Source organism: Lentzea sp. NPDC058450 (assembly GCF_042721395.1).
GTDB lineage: Bacteria > Actinomycetota > Actinomycetes > Mycobacteriales > Pseudonocardiaceae > Lentzea.
The window spans coordinates 37,498-56,383 of record NZ_JBHXLO010000035.1 but is presented as its reverse complement, the minus strand read 5'-3'; the positions used below and the strand labels follow the sequence as shown (position 1 = coordinate 56,383).

Here is an 18,886-nt window from a genome sequence, read left to right as displayed (position 1 = left end):
CTGCGGCCTGGGCTCGTGGCTCGTATCGTGACGGCCGTGCATCCGAACCAGGGTTGGCAGGCGACGCAGGGACACGGGCCGGGGTACGGTCCACCGCCCGGCTGGGGGCGGCAGCCGTTGCGGCCGAGCATCGCGCCGGCGTTCCTCGCGGGTGGACTGTGGCTGGCCGTCGCCGTGCTGTGCTTCGTGCTGGCGGGCCTCAACTCCGCCGACGGCAAGGGCGTCCGGCAGACCCCGGAGGCCGCCGTCGCGTTGCTCGGGCTCGCGTTCGGCCGTGACGTCATCGGCAACGGCGACCCGGCGATCGTCGCCACCTACGTCGCCGGCGGTGTGGTGCTGCTGTGCGCCGCCCTGCTGTTCGCACGGCTCGGGTTCGCGCGCTGGGTGCTCGCCGGACTCGGGTTCCTGGTGGTCGCGTACTACGTGTTCGCGGTGGTGCGGCTGACGATCAACCACGGCGGCACGCTGATCATCGTGCCGGGGATCGCACTGATGCTGTGGCTCGCGGCGTCGATGGTGTCCGTGCTACCGCCGGTCGGACGGGCGATGCGATGAACGACGTGTGGTCCGGTTACTCGTTCACGCCCCGGTTCTACGAGATCGACGGCCAGGGCGTCATGTTCAACATGTGGTACCTGGGGCACGTCGACGAGGCGATGGCCGCGTTCTTCACCGACCGCGGCCTGCCCTATGACGGGTGGCGTGACATGGGGTTCGACGCGCACGTCGTGCACGTGGACCTCGACTTCGCCGCGGGTGTGAAGCTGCGCGACGTCGCCGAGATCCTGGTCTCCCCGTCCCGGATCGGGACCAGGAGCTTCACGCTCGACTTCGCGTTCCGCCGGGACGGGGAGACCGTGTGCAGTGGTGGGCTCGTCTACGCCACCGTGTCCGCGGACGGGCACGGCACCATCGCGCTTCCGGAGGAGCTGGTGGCGGCGCTCGGCGAGGTGCGGCCGATCAGGCCGTCGAGATGAACCCCTTCGACACCATCCAGTCGCGGGCCACCTCGCCCGCGTCCTTGCCGTCCACGTCCACCTGACGGCACAGCTCGATCATCTGCTCGTTCGTCAGCGCGGCGCTGACCTCCTCCAGCGGCCCGCGGATCTGCGGGTACCGCTTCAGGAACTCGGCCCGCACCGTCGGCGCCACGTTGTACTGGGGGAACGCCTTCTTGTCGTCCTCCAGCACGCGGAGCTTCTGCGCGGCGATGCGGCCGTCGGTTGTGAACACCTCGCCGATCGGGCACGTGCCGCCCGCGATGGCCGAGTAGATCGTGCCGATGCCGAAGTTCTTCACCTCGGTGGTCGGGAAGCCGTAGACCCGTTGGGCGGCGGGGAAGCCGTCCTGGCGGCTGGTGAACTCGGTCTCCAGGCAGAACACCGCCTGGTCCGGGTTCTGGGTGAGGAACGCGGCCATGTCCGACGTGGTCTTCAGGCCGTGCTGCTCGCCGTAGGCCTCGGTGACGGCGAACGCGTACTGGTCGTTGAGCGGCGAGTAGGCGAGCCACTCGACGCCGAACTGCTCCAGGTCCGCCTTCTTCGTGGCCTCGTACTGGGCCTGCTCGCCGCCGGTGACCGGCAGTTCGTTGCCCTGGTAGTTGATCCAGCCGGTGCCGGTGTACTCCCAGGTGACGTCGACCTCGGCGTTGAGCAGGGCCTGCCGCGCGGTCTGCGAGCCCTTGAGGTCGGTGAGGTCGATGACGTCGGCGCCCGCGGCGGACAACGCCATCTCGGCCATGTAGCCGAGCAGGATGTTCTCGGTGAAGTCCTTGGACCCCACGGTGATCTCGACGCCGTGCAACGCCTGATCCGGTTTGATCGAGCCGGGCAACACCTTGTACGGCAACGCGCTGTTGACGTCCAGGCCGCAGCCGGACAGGACCAGCAACGCGACCAGCAGCAGCCTCTTCACCTGACCCCCTTGGGGCCGAACCAGTGCTCCATGACCGCGCCCGCCCAGTCGACCAGCAGCGCGAGTCCCGCCGCCAGTGCCGAGCCGGTGACCAGGACCTTCATCAGGTTCAGCTTGTAGCCGGTATCGATCAGCAACCCGAAACCGCCGGCGTTCACGAACAGCCCGAACGTGGCCGTGCCGACCGCCAGCACCAGCGACGTGCGCAGGCCGGCGAGGATCAACGGCGTGGCGAGCGGGAACTCCACGCGCCACAGCACACCGGAGGCCGACATGCCGATGCCGCGCCCGGCGTCCACAAGGGACGGATCGACCTGCTGGATGCCGACGATCGTGTTGCGCAGCACGGGAAGCAGCGAGTAGAACGCGAGCGGCAACGCGGCCACCCACAGCCCGCCGGACGCGCCGGTGACCAGGAACCACAGCACCAGCACGCCGAGCGCGGGCGCGGCCTGCCCGACGTTCGCGATCGCCAGCAGCACCGGCGCCAGCCAGCGCGCCCACGTCCGCGTGGCGAGGATGCCCGCCGGCACCGCCACGGCCACCACGATCAGCGTCACCACGACCGTCATCATCAGGTGGTCGTACAGCGCCGTGAACAACGACTTGGCGTTCAGCGTGCTCTTCTCGGTCGCGGTCAGCTCGCCGCTGAACACCCACACCAGCACGCCGCCGACGATCAGCAGCACCGCCAGCGGTTGCGCCCAGAACCGGATCCGCTCGGCCGTCATGCGTTCGACCTCAGCTGCTGCACGACCTCGGTCACCGTCGACAGGTCGACCGTGCCGACGTACTCGCCACGACCACCCGTGACGATCGCCCGGCCGCCTTCGTTGACGATGGCCTCCAGCGCGTCCCGCAACGTCGACTGCAACGACACCATGTCCTGCACCGGCTGCCCGACGCGTTCCAGCGACGTGGCGCGCCGCAGGTCGTTCACCCGCACCCACCGCACCGGCCGGTCGCGCCGGTCGAGCACCAGCACGAACTTCGCGTCCCCGGCCTCCACAGTGGACGGATCGGCGTCCACCCGGACCGTGACCGCCTGCCCCAGCTCGACGTCACGCACTCGCATGAGCGTCAACGCCTTGAGCGACGCCCCGGCGCCCACGAACCCGGCCACCGTGTCGTCCGCGGGGTTGGCCAGGATCGCGTCGGGCGTGTCGTACTGCAGGATCGTGGACCGGTCGCCGAGCACGGCGATCTTGTCGCCGAGCTTCACGGCCTCGTCGAAGTCGTGCGTCACGAACACGATCGTCTTGCGCAGCTCGTTCTGCAGTCGGAGGAGCTCGTCCTGCAGGTGGCCGCGGGTGATCGGGTCGACCGCACCGAACGGCTCGTCCATCAGCAACACCGGCGGATCGGCGGCCAGCGCCCGCGCGACCCCGACCCGTTGCTGCTGCCCGCCGGACAGCTGCCGGGGGAACCTGGACCCGAACTCGCCGGGATCGAGCCCGACGAGATCCATCATCTCCTCGACCCGCGCGGCCGTCCTCTTCTTGTCCCACCCCAGCAACCCGGGCACGATCCCGATGTTCTGCGCGACCGTGAAGTGGGGGAACAACCCGGCCTGCTGAATCGCGTACCCGACCCGCCTGCGCAGGTCATCAGGGTCGATCTGCAGCGCGTCCTCGCCACCGATGGTGATCTTCCCGGAAGTCGGCTCGATCAACCGGTTGATCATCCGCATGGTCGTCGTCTTGCCACACCCCGACGGCCCCACGAACACCACGATCTGCCCGGCGGGCACGACCATGGAGAAGTCGTCGACCGCCGCCGCCTTCTGCCCCGCGTACCGCTTGGTCACGTGGTCGAGCTCGATCTCAATGCCTTTTTCAGCCACGGACGCCCCTCGACACGGTGAAACGGTTGACCAACACGTAAACGCCGTCCAGCAACAGCGCCAGGATCACCACACCGACCGTGCCGGTGAGCGCCTGGTTCATTGAATTCGCGCTCCCGGCGTTGGCCAGTCCGGAGAACACCTCGGACCCCAGCCCGGGACCCTTCGCATAGGCCGCGATGACCGCGATCCCCATGAGCATCTGCGTGGCAACGCGCATTCCGGCCAGAATCGCGGGCCACGCCAACCGCAACTCGACTCTGGTGAGCACACCGAATCTGCTCATTCCGATACCTCTGGCGGCATCACTCACCGCAGGGTCCACTCCGGCCAGTCCGACGATCGTGTTGCGCACGATCGGCAACAGCGCGTACAGCACCAACGCCACCACCGTCGTGTCCGCGCCGAGCCCGAACACCGGAATCAACAACGCCAGCAACGCGAACGACGGCACCGTCAAAATCGTGCTCGCCAACGCCGTGGCCAGCGCGGATCCGGCCGGACTGCGATACACCGCGACGCCGATCAGCACACCGAGCACAGCCGCCAGCACGGTGCACTGCACAACGGCACTGACGTGCAAAAACGCCTGCAAAGACAGCCGATCCCATCGATCGACCACGTACTCCAGCACATTCATCCTCGTGGCCCCGCCCTCGAAGTTGGCGTCCACCCAACACCACTGTGGACAGTGGGGCAACCATTCGCCACCAAAGCATGTACCCGAATGGACGAGTTTCAAACCTGCCTCGAGCGACTTCTGGTACACCTCGTCGTCCGTTCAGCGGCTGGGTCACTCCACCGGGTTTCGAGCCAAAGCTCATACGTTCTTCAACAAACGAGAAACGTCCCGCACCCACCCACGCCTGCTGACCGCTTGGGGGATTTCTGAGATGTCGCACGAAGCTGAAGTGGACGGCGGGTGCCTTCCCGACCTGCTGCGCAAGCAGGTCGAGGAACACCCCGATCGCACGGCCGTGGTCTTCGGCGCGGAGAGCATCACCTACGGCGAGCTCTTCGAGCAGAGCTCCGCCCTCGCCACCCACCTCCGCAGACTGGGCATCACCGAGGACGACTGCGTGGGCATGTTCGTCGAGCCGTCACTCGACCTCGTCGTGGGCGCCTGGGGCATCCTGTGCGCCGGCGGTGCCTACCTCCCGCTGAGCCCGGAGTACCCGGAAGAGCGCCTCCGCTACATGATCGAGGACTCGCGCACCAAGGTCGTCGTCACGCAACGCGAACTCAAGCAGCGCCTGCAGGAGCTCGCGCCGCCCACGACGAGGATCGTCACCCTGGACGACTGCGACGAGGCGTTCGACGACGGCTTCTCCCCGTCCCACACCAGCCTCGCCTACATCATCTACACCTCGGGCAGCACGGGCCGTCCCAAGGGCGTGATGATCGAGCACCGCAGCATCGTCAACCAGATGCTGTGGCTGCACGACGCGCACGCCATCGACGGCACCAAGCGGGTGGTCCAGAAGACGCCGATGAGCTTCGACGCGGCCCAGTGGGAGATCCTCGCCCCGGCCGTCGGCAGCACCGTCGTCATGGGTCGCCCCGGCATCTACCGCGACCCCGAGATGCTGATCGAGACCATGCGCGAGCAGGGCGTCACCACGCTGCAGTGCGTGCCCACACTGCTCCAGGCGCTGATCGACACCGAGGAGTTCCACACCGTCACGAGCCTCAAGCAGGTCTTCAGCGGCGGGGAAGCGCTTTCCCGAACCCTCGCGCAGGCGTTCGTGCAGGACATGCCGAACGTCCGGCTCATCAACCTCTACGGCCCCACGGAAACGACGATCAACTCGTCCAGCCACGTGGTCGACCCGGCGGAGCTCGCCGAGGCCCCGAAGTCCATCTCCATCGGGCTTCCCGTCGCGAACACCACCTACCTGGTGCTCGACGAGAACCGCGACCTCGTCACGCCGGGCGAGATCGGTGAGCTGTACATCGGCGGCGTCCAGGTCGCCCGCGGCTACCTGCACCAGCCGGAGCTGACCGAGGAACGGTTCGTGGACGGCATGTTCCGCACCGGCGACCTCGTCACGCAGAACCTCGACGGCACCGTGCAGTTCGCCGGACGCGCGGACAGCCAGGTGAAGCTGCGCGGGTACCGGGTGGAGCTGGACGAGATCCGGCTGGCGATAGAGACGCACGACTGGGTGCGCAACGCCGCGGTGATCGTCAAGGAGGACGAGCGCACCGGGTTCCAGAACCTCATCGCGTGCGTCGAGCTGAACCCCAAGGAAGCCGCCCTGATGGACCAGGGCAACGCGGGCGCGCACCACCAGTCGAAGTCGAGCCGCCTGCAGGTGCGGGCGCAGCTGTCGAACCCCGGCGTGCGCGACGACCTCGGCGGACGGCAGAGCTTCGAGCTGCCCGGCGAGGAAGCCAGCTGCCTGCAACGCAAAGTCGTGTTCAGCCGCAAGTCCTACCGCTTCTACGAGGGCGGTCAGGTCACGGACGCGGACCTCGTGCGGCTGCTCGAACGCAAGCCGATCGGCGCGGGGTCGAAGGACCCGAAGAGCATCCACTTCGCCGAGCTGGGCGAGATCCTGCGGTACTTCGGCGCGCACTTCAGCGACCAGCGGCTGCTGCCCAAGTACGGCTACGCGTCACCGGGGTCGCTCTACGCCACGCAGCTGCACCTCGAACTGCACCACATCGCGGGGCTGCCAGCCGGGCTGTACTACTACCACCCGCTGCGCCACCAGCTCGTGCTGATCCAGGAGCTGCCGGAGAGCTTCGAGGCCAAGGCCAAGCTGCACTTCATCGGGCGCAAGGCCGCCATCGAGGCCGTGTACCTCAACAACATCCAGGAAGTGCTGGAGATCGAGACCGGTCACATGATCGGGCTCTTCGAGGAGGTCCTGCCCGGCTACGGCCTCGACGTCCAGGCCTCCGCGCACACCCCGGAGACCAAGGACCGGCTGGACGTCTCCGACGAGGACTACTACCTCGGCACGTTCGAGCTGTGCGCCTACACCGGCCTCCGCGAGGACGACGTCGACGTCTACGTCCAGACGCACCCCGGCCGCGTCACGAACCTGCCCGGCGGCCAGTACCGGTACGCCGACGGCGAGTTCGAGCGGGTGTCCGACGAACTGGTGCTGCGCAAGCACGTCATCGCCATCAACCAGGCCGTGTACGAGCGGGCGAGCTTCGGCGTCACCGCGGTCAGCCGGTCCACCGAGGACTGGCGCCGCTACGTCGACCTCGGCCGGACCATGCACCGGTTGTCCGCCAACGACGTCGACCTCGGCTTCATGTCGTCGGGTTACAGCTCCAAGTCGGAGAACGACCTGCCGTCGGCCAAGCGCATCAACGGCATCCTGAACGACCTCGGTCAGGAGTCCGGACCGTCGTACTTCTTCCTGGGCGGCAAGGTCTCCTACGACCAGCGCCGCAGCCCGGGCATGAAGGAGGACGTCGTCCACATGAAGGGCCCGGCCGAGCTGATCCGGGACGACCTGGTGAACTTCCTGCCGGACTACATGATCCCGAACAAGGTCGTGGTCCTCGACGCCCTGCCGCTCTCCGCGAACGGCAAGATCGACGTCAAGGCCCTGGAGGCGTCCGACAAGACGAACGTCGACGACCAGGACCGGCCGTTCGTCGCGCCGCGCACCCTCACCGAGCGCCGCATCAGCGAGATGTGGAAGAAGCTGATGAAGCGCGAGACCGTCTCGACGCACGACGACTTCTTCGAGACCGGCGGCAACTCGCTGATCGCGGTCGGCCTGGTCAACCGCATCAACAAGGACTTCGGCACGAGCCTGCCGCTCCAGGTGCTCTTCGAGTCGCCGACGATCGAGCAGCTCTCCCGCCGCGTCGACGGCCTGCACGAGGGCCCGATCTCCCGGCTGGTCCCGTTGCAGCCCAACGGGGACGACGTGCCGGTGTTCTGCTGGCCCGGTCTCGGCGGCTACCCGATGAACCTGCGCACGCTCGCCAGTCGTTCGGAGCGCCCGTTCTACGGCGTGCAGGCGCACGGCATCAACGAGGGCGAGACGCCGTACGGCACCATCCGCGAGATGGCCGCCGCCGACATCGAGGCGATCAAGAAGGTCCAGCCGGAGGGCCCGTACACGCTGTGGGGCTACTCCTTCGGCGCGCGGGTCGCGTTCGAGACGGCCTACCAGCTCGAACAGGCCGGCGAGCAGGTCGAGAACCTCTACCTGATCGCGCCGGGATCACCGAAGGTGCGGTCGGAGCGGGACAGCGACGAGGCCTCGTACGCCAACAGCGCGTTCGTCACGATCCTCTTCTCGGTGTTCGCCGGCAGCATCACCGACCCGCGTCTCCAGCAATGCCTGGAGATCGCGAAGGACGAGGACAGCTTCGCCGCGTTCATCAGCGCGGAGATGCGCGACCTCGACAGCGAGCTGGTGCGGCGGATCATCAAGATCGTCACCGAGACGTTCTCCTTCAAGTACACCTTCAGCGAGCTGGCCGAACGCACCATCACGGCGCCGCTCACCATCTTCAAGGCGCAGGGCGACGACTACTCGTTCATCGAGGGCAGCGAGGGCTTCTCGATCACCGAGCCGACCGTCGTGGAGCTGGAGGCCGACCACTACAGCCTGCTGCGCGAGCCCGACATCGACGAGCTGCTGGCGTCGATGCGGCAGCAGGCGATCGTGGAGCAGGAGGTCGCTCAGGTGCCGGTGCTGCTGTCGGACGCGCAGATGGCCGAGCTGATCGCGGCCGTCACGAAGGCCGTCACGCTCGCCATCGCCGGCCGGTCGTGAGGAGGACCCGATGCCACACGTCAGCATCAAGCACTTCCCTGCCGTGCTCAACGAGGAGCAGGCGTCCGAACTGGTCTCGGCCATCACCGAGGCGGTGACGAAGGCGTTCGGCTGCAAGGAGGACGTCGTGTCCATCGCCCTCGAACCGGTCGAGCCGGCGGCGTGGCAGGACCAGGTCTACGCGCCGGAGATCGTGGAACGGAAACACCTCCTGCACAAGACCCCGAGCTACTGAGGTGCCGATGAACATTCCCCTGGTCTACAGCGAGGAAGTGGCCGAGGCGATCACGTCCGGGCAGCCCGTGGTGGCGTTGGAGTCCAACGTCATCACGCACGGCCTGGACTACCCGGACAACGCCGAGACCGCGCGCAGGGTCGAGGACGCGGTCCGGGCGAGCGGCTCGGTGCCCGCCACCATCGGCATCGACAACGGCCGGATCCTCATCGGTCTCACCGAGAACGACATCGAGAGGTTCGCGACCGTCAAGGGGATCCCGAAGGTCAGCAGCCGCGACCTGCCGATCGTGCTGGCGCGGGGCGGGATGGGCGCGACCACCGTCGCGTCCTCGGTGATCGCCGCGGAGCTCGCGGGGCTGAAGTTCTTCTCCTCGGCGGGGATCGGCGGGGTGCACCGGGGCGCGGAACGCACGATGGACGTCTCGTCGGACCTCGTGCAGTTCACCCGCTCCAAGGTCGCGGTGGTGTGCGCGGGCGCCAAGAACATCCTCGACCTCGGCCTGACCATGGAGTTCCTGGAGACGCACTGCGTTCCGGTCGTGGCCTACCGGTCGGACGACTTCCCCGCGTTCTACTGCGTGTCCAGCGGTCTGCGCGCACCGCACCGGATCGACGACCCGAGCGTGCTGGCGAAGGCGATCGAGAACCACTGGGCGCTCGGCAGCCCCGGGTCGTTCCTGGTCACCACACCGACCAAGCAGGCGGACGCGATCGACGGCGCCGAGGTCGAGTCGGTGATCGCCGAGGCCGTCGCCCGCGCCGAGACCGAAGGCGTGTCGGGACAGGCGATCACGAAGTACCTGATGCGTGCCGTGGACCGCGCGACGGAGGGCCGTTCGGCGAAGGCCAACATGGCGGTGCTGATCAACACCGCCGAGGTCGCCGGAGAGCTCGCCTCCGCCCACGCGAAGGAGTTCTCCTCATGACCCGCCGATGCGCCATTTTCGACCTGGACGGCACGCTCGTCGACACGCCTCGCGGCATCGTCACGACGTTCGCCGCCGTGTTCGCCCAGCTCGATCTGCCCACAGTGGACTCGGGAGCCATTCGCGGCACGATCGGGCTCCCGTTGCCCGCCGCGTTCGCGAAGGTGCTCGGGACCTCCGAGGACGAGCCGGTCGTCGCTCAGTGCGTCGAGCTGTACCAGTCGACGTTCCGCCGGATCGTGCTGCCGATGGCGACGCAGCTGGTGTTCGCCGGCGTGTACGACGGGCTGAGGTCGTTGCAGGAAGAGGGTTTTCTGCTCGCCGTGGCGACCAGCAAGTTCATCGTGAACGCCGAGGCGCTGCTCACCGCGGCCGGTCTGCGCGACGAGTTCTCCGTCGTCGTCGGCGCCGACCAGGTGGCGAAACCCAAGCCCGACCCCGAGTCGGGCTTCGTCGTGCTGCGCGAGCTCGGTGTCGCACCGGGCAACGCGGTCATGGTCGGCGACACCACGCACGACGTCCTGATGGCGCACGGGGCCGGCATGGCGTCGATCGCCGTGTCGTACGGCGTGCACAGCGTCGACCAGCTGCTCAGCGCCAACCCCACCTGGCTCGTCGACTCGTTCCCCGGAGTCGTGGCCGCCGTCAAGGAGTGCTCGTGACCTCCATCGAGGCGTACCTGGAGAAGAACGTCCACGTGCTGCCGCAGACGAACCAGCTGCGCGCGTTGCACACGATCGTCCGCGACCGGGACGTCTCACGCGAGGACTTCGTCTTCTACACCGAGCGGATCAACCGGCTGCTCATCGAGGCGGGCCTCGACCTGCTGCCGTTCGAGCCGCACGACGTCACCACGCCGGTCGGCCAGACCTATCACGGGCTGAGGGCGGCGGAGAGGCTCGTCGGCGTCCCGATCATCCGCGCCGGCGAGAGCATGGAGGCCGGGCTGCGGGCGGTCGTGCGGGGCGCGCGGATCGGCAAGATCCTGATCCAGCGCGACAAGGAGACCAAGCTCCCGAAGCTCTACTACGCGAACCTGCCGGACGACATCGCGTCCCGGCAGGTGCTGCTGCTCGACCCGATGCTCGCCACCGGCGGCACGGCGAACGCGGCGATTCAAGTGCTGCTCGACCGGGGCGTGTTAGAAGAGAACATCGTCTTCGTCACCTTCATCACGGTGCCGGAAGGCATCGAGGCGGTGTGCTCGCGCTTCCCGCGCGTGCGGATCGTGACGTCGGCGATCGAGGAACGGCTCGACGAGAACGCCTACATGGTGCCCGGAATCGGCGACTTCGGCGATCGGTTCTTCGGCACGGACGACTGACGGGGGCACGATCATGAAGGGCAACCGGCTGCTGGCCGACTCGGCGATCACCGCACTGGCGCCGATGATCTGGGGCAGCACCTACATCGTGACCACCCAGCTCCTCCCACCCGACCGGCCGTTGCTCGCCTCGGTCGTCCGGGCGCTGCCGGCGGGGTTGATCCTGCTGCTGTTCGGCCGGGTCCTGCCCAAGGGCATCTGGTGGTGGCGCGCCCTCGTGCTGGGCACGCTCAACATCGGCGCGTTCTTCTTCCTGCTGTTCGTCGCCGCCTACAAGCTTCCCGGCGGGGTGGCCGCCCTGGTCGGCTCGGTCCAGCCGGTGATCATGCTGGGGCTTGCGGCGCTGGTACTCGGGGACAAGATCCGGCTCCCGCACGTGCTCGCGTGCATCGCCGCCACGGCCGGTGTCGCGTTGCTGGTCCTGAAAGCCACGGCCGCGCTGGACGTCGTGGGCGTGATCGCCGCGCTCGGCGGAGCGGTCAGCATGGCGTCCGGGATCGTGCTCACGAAGCGGTGGCAACGCCCGGCCGAGGTCAACGTCCTGCTGTTCACCGGCTGGCAGCTCACCGCCGGCGGGCTCGTGCTGCTGCCCGCGTTGTTCCTGCTCGAAGGCCTGCCGAGCACGATCACCGGCACCAACGTCCTCGGCTTCGGCTATCTGATCGTGCTCGGGTCGCTCTTCGGGTACTCGGTCTGGTTCCGCGGCACCGACCGCGTGCCGGCGATCGCGTTGTCGTTCCTCGGGTTCTGCAGCCCGCTCATCGCGACGGTCCTCGGCCTCGTGTTCCTCGGTCAGACGCTGTCGTTCCTGCAGCTCGTGGGCGCGGCGATCCTCATCGGCGCGATCCTGCTGGTGCAGCTCACGCCGACGAAGAAGCCGCTGGTCGAACCGGTGCGCGAGCTTCAGCGCACGACGTCGTAGACGAACTTCTGGATGCCGTTGCCGTAGGTCTCGCTCTCGACGACCTTCAGCTGCTGCTTGTCCTTGTCGGTCTCGCTGAACAGGCGCTTGCCGGCGCCGAGCAGGACCGGGAACACCAGCAGGTGGTAGCGGTCGATCAGGCCCGCGTCGGACAGGTTGCGGTTGAGCGTCGCGCTGCCGTGGAGGGAGATCGGGCCGCCCTCGGTCTGCTTCAGCGCGGCCACGTCGTCGAGCGAGCGCAGGATCGTGATGTCGCCCCAGTTGTCGACCAGCTGGTCCTCCTTGAGGGTGCTGGAGACGACGAACTTCGGCATCACGTTGTACTTCGGGAAGTAGTCGAGCGTCGGCCACACCGGGGCGAAGCCCTCGTAGCTGACCCGGCCCATCATCATCGCGGTGGCCTCGTCCTGCTCACGGCCCTTGAGCTCGTAGGCGGCCTCGTCGAACTCGATGTCCTTGAACGTCCAGCCGGAGCTGCGGTGACCGGGCTCGCCACCGGGCGCCTCGACGACGCCGTCGAGGGACATGAAGGCGGTGGCGATCAGGGTGCGCATGGCGGTTCTCCTCGATGTTCGCGCTTGCTGTCATCAGTGCGTCGAACGGGAGACTACGTAAATCGACATGGCTCTCGAAGATTTTTTCCGGCCTGCGTGTCGGCGGCGCTGAACACCCCACCGAGTCCAGCGCCGCCGCCCGGTCGGAGAGTCTTCCCGCTGGTGGGCGCGCTGACATGGGGGCTCAGCCCCCAATTAACGGACGGGCGTGCGCGATCAGGTCGGCCCGGCTCTGGCAGCCGGTCCGCGCCTTCAGGCTTCCCACGTGCCGTTCGACCGTCCTCGGGGAGAGGAACAGCCGTTCGGCGATCTCGGCGTTCCCGAACCTCTCCACGACCAGGCGCAACACCTCGTACTCGCGGACGGTGACGCCTGCCTTGCGGAGTTCGGCGGGCACGGTCTCGTGGTCGCGGCGGCGGCGCTGCTGAGGTGCGCCGGCCTCGCGCAGGACGGCCCGGCAGGCGGCGGCGACGGCGGGCACCTGCTCGGCGTGGAAGTGCTCCTCGGCCTCGCGCAGCCACTCCAGCGGCGCGCCCCAGCCGTCCTTGAGCGCGCACGGGCCCACGAGTCGCAGGCCTAGGTAGCGCGGCAGGCCGAGGCCTCGGCTGAGTTCAAGCGCCTCTGCTGCTGCGGCGTTGGCCTGGGCCGTGTTGCCCTCACGGCCGTGCAGAATCGCGTCGCTCCACGCGAAGTAGGTGCGGTGCAGCTGGACCTGCGACAGGTGCGACTCGGCCAGCCGTTCGTGCTCCGGCCGGCCCGCGAGGCCGTGCGCGACCCTCGTGAGCAGCCGCGGGCCCTGGTAGAAGGTGCCGCGGAGGATGCGCGGCTCGCCGACGGCGTTCTCGATCTCGTCGAACTCGGCCAGCGCCCGGTCGTGCTGCTCCTCCATCAACGCGCACACCGCCGTGCTGTACGACCAGATCTCCTCGGAACCACCGCCGTGGTCGCGCAGCTGTGCCAACGCCCGGTCGGTCGCCTTGCGGTCGCCGTGCATGGCCGCGATGCCGGCCTCGATCGCGACGGCGAGCGCTTTGAGCGCGTGCAGGCCCAGTTTCGCGGCGGCCTCGTGGGCGCTGCTGCCGTACCGCGCGGACTCCTCGTACTCGCCGCGCACCAGGTAGGTCGCGCCGAGGTGCAGGTCGGCGGCTATCAGGATCACGATCGCGCCGGTGTCCTGGGCGGCCTGCCGGGCGGCCAGGAGGCTGTCGACGCCGGTGGTCAGGTACTTGTCGGTGATCCCCAGCTCCAGCAACGCCCGCAGCCGCCACGCCGCGAGCCCGTGCTGCTCGGCCGTGCTCAGCCACCGCTGGATGTGCTGGCGGGCCTCGGCCAGGTCCTGCCCCCTCGTGCAGCGGGTGAGCACTTCGAGGGCTTCGCAGACGATCTCCGGGGTGCCGGTCGCGGCGGCGCGTTCGGCCAGCGCGCGGACCTTCGGCAGCAGGTCGAGCTGGTTGAGACCGAGCAGCAGGGTCGCCTTGACGACGTCGATCTCCGCGCAGGTCTCCTTGGCGGTCGCGAGCAGGTCCAGGCCGCGTTCCCACTGGCCCGCGACGGCGGCGACCCTGGCCTGGGCGAGCGTGACGGCCGCCCTGCGTTCCGGCTCGGCCCTCGCGGCGGTGAGGGCCTGCTGGAGACGTTCGCCGAGCGCGAAGGCCCGTGCGCCGTTGTCCGCCGGGACGACCACGGCGGCCAGCGGCAGGACGGCGGCCAGCGCGTCGAGCAGGTCCGCCGTCAGATCGGGGTCGGTGGTGAGGGCCTGGCCGCGTTCGAGCAGCTCGACGGCGGTGCCGTACCGGCCGAGCGCGGCGGCGTGCTGCGCCGCTCTGGCCAGGGTGCGGACGGCCTTCGCCGGTTCGCCGCCCTGCTCCCACAGTTCGGCGACGAGCTCCAGTTCGGTGGGACGCAACGACTCGGTGGTGTGCGCGGCTCTTCTGGCGAGGGTGGCGCGGGCGGTCGGCGTCATCCGGCCCGTGATGGCGTCGGCGGTCAGCGCGTGCCGGAACTGGTTGCCGTGCACGAGCTGCGCGCGTTCGGCGGCGTGCAGCGGGGCCGAGCCCGTGAGGGCCGTGACGACGTCGAGCGGGAACGTCCGGCCGAAGATCGCGGCGGCTTCGAGCACCGCGACCGCGTCCGGTCCGAGGGCGTCGACCCGCTGCAACGTGGCCGCGGCGACCGTCGGCGGCACCGCGTCGAGGTCGCCGTTGATCAGCTCCTCCACCACGAACGGCACGCCGTCGGAGACCTTGACGAGCTGCCGGAGCACGGCTTCCGGCGCGGGTGCGCCGAGGCAGTGGCGGGCGAGCTCGGCGACCTCGTCGTCGTTCAGTCCGGTGAGCCGCAACGTTTTCGCCGTGCGTCTCGCGGTCGCGGCGTCCACGACTCGTTGCGCGCCATCGGGATGCGGGCGCAGGGTCGCGACGATCAGCACCGGTGCGCCGGCGAGGTTGTCGAGCAGGTAGTCGACGACGGCCAGCGTCTCCCCGTCGGCCTCGTGCAGATCTTCCAGCAGCAGCACCGTCTTCTCGGCCACGAGCAGCCGGAGAACCGCCTCGGCCCTGACCACGGTCGGGTCCGGCACCGCCGGCGGCGCGTCCGGGGTCATCCGCAGCAACACGGGCAGGTACGCGCCGAGCTGCCGTTCGTCCGGCGCGACCGCGCGGAACGCCGACAGCACCGCCTCGCACAACGCCCGCAACGGCACCGCCCTGCTGGCCCGGCCCCTGAGCACGCGGAACCCGCTCCGGGTGGCGTGCGCCGCGGTCTCGGCGGCCAGTCGCGACTTGCCGATGCCCGGCTCCCCCACCAGGAACACCGCACCGCCGTCGTGCTGCCCGGCGCGGGTCAGGGCGGCCCGCAGTGCTGAGGTCTCCTCGTCTCGACCGACCAGCACCGGGGACTGCATGGCGCCCGAGGGTACTAGCCCTCGCGGTGGTCAGGAATCGAGAAGCGCGGGTGCGCCGACGCTCTTACCGTTGTCCTCACCAGACGAGAGGGAGGGCAGTGACATGGCCGGTAGCAAGGGGATTCGCCAGTTCCACCGCGTGGTGAGCATGGTCTTCATGGCCACCGTGGTGTTCACCGCGGTCGCGCTCACCGTGAACGCCGAGGCGATCTGGGTGTCGTACGTGCCGTTGCTGCCGCTGTTCGTGCTGATGGGGACCGGTGTCTACATGTGGTTCCTGCCGCAGCTCGCCCGCCGCCGGGCACGCCGGGCCACCGCCTGACGTTCCGGGCATCCCCGCAGGTCGTGCCTTCAGCTCTCCAGCCGGTCCCGCAGGTGGTCGAGGGTGGTGTTGAGCGCCACCCCGTACACCGCGATCCGGCACGCCAGCCGCCACAGCGTCGCGTCCGTCGGCGCCACGGCGAGGCCGACCACGAGCTCCCGCACGAGCCGCCGGGTCTGCGCGACCAGCACCCCGACGCTCTCGGTGATCTCGCCGAACGCCGCCGACACCGAGCTCAGCCCGCGCAGGGCCTCGATGTTGTGGCTCATCAGCCGCACGTGCTCGTCGGCGCCGGTCCACCCCGGCACGTCGAGCTCGAGGAACTCCTCCAGCTCGTCGGCCATCTCCTGCTGCTCGACCGCGATGTTGTACCAGGTCAGAGCATGTGCGGCGACCACGTCCGGCAGGCCGGTGAGGTCGTCCAGCACGTCCCGCAGCGGCGCGATCCGCTCCAGCGCGGCGGTGGTGGCCACCTCGACCGGCGCGACCAGCGACGGGACCGCCGCCGTCAGGACCGGGTCCGGGGCGGGCGCGCGCACGCCGTAGAGGTCGTACAGCCCGGCCACGATCAGGCGGAGGTTCTCCTCGACGTACGCGACGAGCTCGTCCTGCCGGGCGTGCTTCTCCAGGACGGGGTGGATGATCCACCGGCACAGCCGTCCGTAGACGGTCTCGTCGCCGACCACGACGGCGCTGGCCTCGTGCACGGCCGCGAACCGCAGGCGCACGGCCTCGACCCGGCCGGCGTGGCGGACGATCTGGCCGGTCACGCGCCTCCCTCGGTTCGCCGGAAACCGCAGGCTAGCAGCGTTAGGCTCGAGTCCATGGGGGACAACGAGAACACGCCGCACCTGATCCCGAACAGGTTCGCCTACGACGACGGGTTCGGCAGGACGCCCTGCAATTGCTTCGTGCCGCCGAACCGGCGCCGGCTGAAGTTCCACGACGACGTGCAGGACGTCGAGGCGCCCGGCTGGCTGCGGATGCTGGAACTGGTCGACGAGGCGGCCGCGGACGGCAGGCCCGAGTTCGCGCCGCTGCGGGACATGAGCCCGGAGGAACGCCGCCAGGTCGTCACGTTGCCGCCGACGATCGCGAAGCTGACGGCGGTCACCCGGTTCGTGCTCTACGGGTCGAACCTCGTGCGCATCCCGCCGGAGATCGGCGCGATGACGAGCCTGGAGGTGTTCGACCCGTACACCTCCTACCGGCTGCACTGGTTCCCGTACGAGATCACCCGCTGCGGCCGGTTGCGCGACAGCACGGTCAGCACGCGCGCCCTCTACGGCAACTTCAAGCACCGGCCGCCGTTCCCGCCGACCAGCGACGAGCTCGGCGAGGTGCGCGCGTGCAGCGTCTGCACGAACCCGATCACGCACCTCCACCAGGTCTGGATCACCCTCGGCGTCGGAACGGACCACCTGCCGTTGCTGGTCAACGCCTGCTCCGCCGAGTGCGTGGCCGCGCTCCCAACACCACCCGACGGCTACCCGCCCGCACCGCACAGAGGCGGTCCGGCCGTCCAGCCCGGACACTGACCAGCTCCGCGGCATAGGCCCGCAGCAACCCGTGCAGCACGTACCGGCCGGGGCGGCGTTCGATCAGCAGGTGCGCGCGGGCCAGTTCCGCGAGCAACGGCCTGACGTGCGGCGTCCCAGCGAGCGCTGCCGCGGTCTCCACGGACACGTCCTGTTCCAGCGCGAGCAGGCGGAACAACCGCACCGCCTCCGCGCTCAGTCCGTCGCAGGACTCGGCGAACGCCGCACGGAGGTCCGCGCCGCCGTCGAACCCGTCGAGCCCTTCCGCCAGTTCCACGGCTACCTCGCGCGGGTCGAACCCGCACGCCAGCCGCGCGGCCACGACGGTCAGCGCGAGCGGCAGGCCCGCGCACCGCGTGACGATCTCGTCCACGGCCTCGTCGTCGAGCCGCCCGAGACGCTCGGTGAGCAACGCCCGCGAGTCCTCTGTGGACAGCAGGTCCACGATGACGGGCCGCGCGCCGTCGGCCGCGACCAGCCCGCTCAGGCGGTCCCGGCTAGTCACCAGCACCAGTGACCGGGGGAACCGCCGCAGCAGCGGCCGGACCTGGTCGGCGTCCCGCGCGTGGTCGAGCACGACGAGCATCCGTTCCCCGGCCCCGATCGCGCCAGGAGAGCGCAGGTCGACGTGCAGCTGCCCGCCGGGAAACCGGTCGGCGACCCGATGGGCCCAGTGCAACGCCAGCGCCGACTTGCCCACCCCGGCCGTGCCGGTGAGCGCGACGAGCAGGTGTCCACCCGCCACTGCGGCGTCGAGCGCGGCGAGCTCCCGTTCCCTCCCCACGAACGACGGTGCGGCGGGCAGCCGTGCGGGCGCGGGCAGGTCCGCGGTGAGAATCCGCTGGTGCAGCGACCGGAGCTCGGGCCCGGGATCGGCGCCGAGCTCGTCGGCGAGCCGCACCCGGATGCCGTCGTACCGCCGCAACGCGTCGGCCTGCCGCCCACCCCGGTACAACGCCAGCATCAACTGCCCCGCCACCCGTTCGTCGAGTGGAAACGCCGCCGCCGACGCTTCCAGTTCAACGAGCAGCTCGGCGTGCTTCCCCTGTGCCAGCAACAGATCGTTGCGGTCGAGCACCGCCGCGAACCGACGCGCCTCGGCCGCCACCCGCACGTCCGCCAGCCACGCGGTGTCCACAGTGGAGAACGGCTCGCCCCGCCACAGGCCCAGGGCCTCGTCGAGCAGGCTCAACGCGTCGGCGGACGACCGCGCCTGCCGCACCAGCGCGTCGAACCGGTGCAGGTCCACCGACATCGGGTCGGCGGTCAGCACGTATCCCCCTTGCCGTCCCACGATCCGCACGCCGTCGGTGAGCACCTGTCTCAGCCGCGACACGTATCCGGCGACGGCGTTGCGCGCCCGGTGCGGTGCCCGCGTTCCCCAGACGCGCTCCACCAGCACGTCGACGGGCACCAACCGGCCGGCCTCCACCAGCAGCACCGCCAGCACGCTGCGCTGCCGGGCGTGACCGGCGTCCACCGGTCTGCCTCCGACCCGGACCTCGACGTCGCCGAGCAGTCCGAACTCCACGCCACACTCCCCCTGACCAGCTGATCACATGATTTCCGAAGCCCTGCCGAACACCGGGAGGAAATGCTCGTTCGCGACAGATCGGGCGCAGGGATCCGATCGTCAGCAGACCTTCGGAG

The 18,886-nt window shown here is 69.4% G+C and carries 18 protein-coding genes and 1 pseudogene; 10 read left to right on the top strand and 9 right to left on the bottom strand.

Annotation, left to right across the window (positions count from 1 at the left end):
- The first annotated feature begins 36 nt into the window (after window positions 1-36).
- A complete protein-coding gene (locus tag ACFWNN_RS37670; RefSeq protein ID WP_382444736.1) occupies window positions 37-555 on the top strand; it encodes a hypothetical protein in 519 nt (172 codons plus the stop codon).
- Window positions 552-977 carry an acyl-CoA thioesterase gene (locus ACFWNN_RS37665; protein ID WP_382444735.1) on the top strand — a complete coding sequence of 142 codons (426 nt, stop codon included), beginning with the start codon at window positions 552-554 and terminating at the stop codon, window positions 975-977. Before ACFWNN_RS37670 ends, ACFWNN_RS37665 begins: the two co-directional genes overlap by 4 nt.
- On the opposite strand, the gene ACFWNN_RS37660 is transcribed toward ACFWNN_RS37665, so the two are convergent.
- From ACFWNN_RS37660 to ACFWNN_RS37645, 4 genes are read right to left on the bottom strand one after another with little or no spacing between them, the layout of a single operon-like run.
- Window positions 961-1,914: a glycine betaine ABC transporter substrate-binding protein gene (locus ACFWNN_RS37660; protein ID WP_382444734.1), complete on the bottom strand. Its 954-nt coding sequence runs from the start codon at window positions 1,912-1,914 to the stop codon at window positions 961-963. The genes ACFWNN_RS37665 and ACFWNN_RS37660 overlap by 17 nt on opposite strands.
- Complete coding sequence (locus ACFWNN_RS37655; RefSeq protein ID WP_382444733.1) at window positions 1,911-2,645, bottom strand: ABC transporter permease; 735 nt, start codon at window positions 2,643-2,645, stop codon at window positions 1,911-1,913. The genes ACFWNN_RS37660 and ACFWNN_RS37655 overlap by 4 nt, the downstream gene beginning before the upstream one ends.
- The gene (locus tag ACFWNN_RS37650) at window positions 2,642-3,757 is read right to left on the bottom strand and encodes an ABC transporter ATP-binding protein (protein ID WP_382444732.1); all 1,116 of its coding nucleotides are present in this window, start codon (window positions 3,755-3,757) and stop codon (window positions 2,642-2,644) included. The genes ACFWNN_RS37655 and ACFWNN_RS37650 overlap by 4 nt, the downstream gene beginning before the upstream one ends.
- Entirely contained in the window at window positions 3,750-4,397 is a 648-nt protein-coding gene (locus ACFWNN_RS37645) for an ABC transporter permease (protein ID WP_382444788.1), read from the bottom strand. The genes ACFWNN_RS37650 and ACFWNN_RS37645 overlap by 8 nt, the downstream gene beginning before the upstream one ends.
- 253 nt (window positions 4,398-4,650) lie before the next feature.
- On the opposite strand from ACFWNN_RS37645, the gene ACFWNN_RS37640 reads away from it, so the two are divergent.
- The 6 genes from ACFWNN_RS37640 to ACFWNN_RS37615 are packed head-to-tail and all read left to right on the top strand — an operon-like array spanning window position 4,651 to window position 11,920.
- The gene (locus tag ACFWNN_RS37640; protein WP_382444731.1) at window positions 4,651-8,511 is read left to right on the top strand and encodes an amino acid adenylation domain-containing protein; all 3,861 of its coding nucleotides are present in this window, start codon (window positions 4,651-4,653) and stop codon (window positions 8,509-8,511) included.
- A 10-nt stretch (window positions 8,512-8,521) separates the two neighbouring features.
- On the top strand, window positions 8,522-8,746 hold the full coding sequence (gene pptA, locus ACFWNN_RS37635) for a tautomerase PptA (protein WP_382444730.1): 225 nt from the start codon (window positions 8,522-8,524) through the stop codon (window positions 8,744-8,746).
- Window positions 8,747-8,753: 7 nt separating this feature from the next.
- Window positions 8,754-9,674, top strand: a complete 921-nt coding sequence (locus ACFWNN_RS37630) for a pseudouridine-5'-phosphate glycosidase (RefSeq protein ID WP_382444729.1) — start codon at window positions 8,754-8,756, stop codon at window positions 9,672-9,674.
- Window positions 9,671-10,336, top strand: a complete 666-nt coding sequence (locus tag ACFWNN_RS37625; protein WP_382444728.1) for an HAD family hydrolase — start codon at window positions 9,671-9,673, stop codon at window positions 10,334-10,336. Before ACFWNN_RS37630 ends, ACFWNN_RS37625 begins: the two co-directional genes overlap by 4 nt.
- Window positions 10,333-10,998 (top strand): uracil phosphoribosyltransferase, encoded by a 666-nt coding sequence (gene upp, locus ACFWNN_RS37620; protein WP_382444727.1) that lies wholly within the window; start codon window positions 10,333-10,335, stop codon window positions 10,996-10,998. The genes ACFWNN_RS37625 and upp overlap by 4 nt, the downstream gene beginning before the upstream one ends.
- Before the next feature lie 13 nt (window positions 10,999-11,011).
- The gene (locus tag ACFWNN_RS37615; RefSeq protein ID WP_382444726.1) at window positions 11,012-11,920 is read left to right on the top strand and encodes an EamA family transporter; all 909 of its coding nucleotides are present in this window, start codon (window positions 11,012-11,014) and stop codon (window positions 11,918-11,920) included.
- Here the strand turns inward: ACFWNN_RS37615 and ACFWNN_RS37610 are convergent.
- The 3 genes and pseudogenes from ACFWNN_RS37610 to ACFWNN_RS37600 all read right to left on the bottom strand — a co-directional run.
- Window positions 11,902-12,474 (bottom strand): dihydrofolate reductase family protein, encoded by a 573-nt coding sequence (locus ACFWNN_RS37610; RefSeq protein WP_382444725.1) that lies wholly within the window; start codon window positions 12,472-12,474, stop codon window positions 11,902-11,904. The two genes, ACFWNN_RS37615 and ACFWNN_RS37610, sit on opposite strands and share 19 nt — an antisense overlap.
- Before the next feature lie 184 nt (window positions 12,475-12,658).
- Window positions 12,659-13,363, bottom strand: a complete 705-nt coding sequence (locus ACFWNN_RS37605) for a response regulator transcription factor (RefSeq protein WP_382444787.1) — start codon at window positions 13,361-13,363, stop codon at window positions 12,659-12,661.
- Between the two features lie 1,539 nt (window positions 13,364-14,902).
- Window positions 14,903-15,388: pseudogene (locus ACFWNN_RS37600) on the bottom strand (ATP-binding protein); the annotation flags it as partial.
- Window positions 15,389-15,479: 91 nt separating this feature from the next.
- Between ACFWNN_RS37600 and ACFWNN_RS37595 the strand changes: the two are divergent.
- On the top strand, window positions 15,480-15,698 hold the full coding sequence (locus tag ACFWNN_RS37595; protein WP_382444724.1) for a hypothetical protein: 219 nt from the start codon (window positions 15,480-15,482) through the stop codon (window positions 15,696-15,698).
- 29 nt (window positions 15,699-15,727) lie between these two features.
- Here ACFWNN_RS37595 and ACFWNN_RS37590 read toward each other — a convergent pair whose 3' ends face one another.
- A complete protein-coding gene (locus tag ACFWNN_RS37590) occupies window positions 15,728-16,468 on the bottom strand; it encodes a hypothetical protein (RefSeq protein ID WP_382444723.1) in 741 nt (246 codons plus the stop codon).
- Window positions 16,469-16,522: 54 nt separating this feature from the next.
- Between ACFWNN_RS37590 and ACFWNN_RS37585 the strand changes: the two genes are divergently transcribed.
- The gene (locus ACFWNN_RS37585; RefSeq protein WP_382444722.1) at window positions 16,523-17,236 is read left to right on the top strand and encodes a leucine-rich repeat domain-containing protein; all 714 of its coding nucleotides are present in this window, start codon (window positions 16,523-16,525) and stop codon (window positions 17,234-17,236) included.
- On the opposite strand, the gene ACFWNN_RS37580 is transcribed toward ACFWNN_RS37585, so the two are convergent.
- A complete protein-coding gene (locus tag ACFWNN_RS37580; protein ID WP_382444721.1) occupies window positions 17,133-18,767 on the bottom strand; it encodes a BTAD domain-containing putative transcriptional regulator in 1,635 nt (544 codons plus the stop codon). The two genes, ACFWNN_RS37585 and ACFWNN_RS37580, sit on opposite strands and share 104 nt — an antisense overlap.
- Window positions 18,768-18,886: the final 119 nt, after the last annotated feature.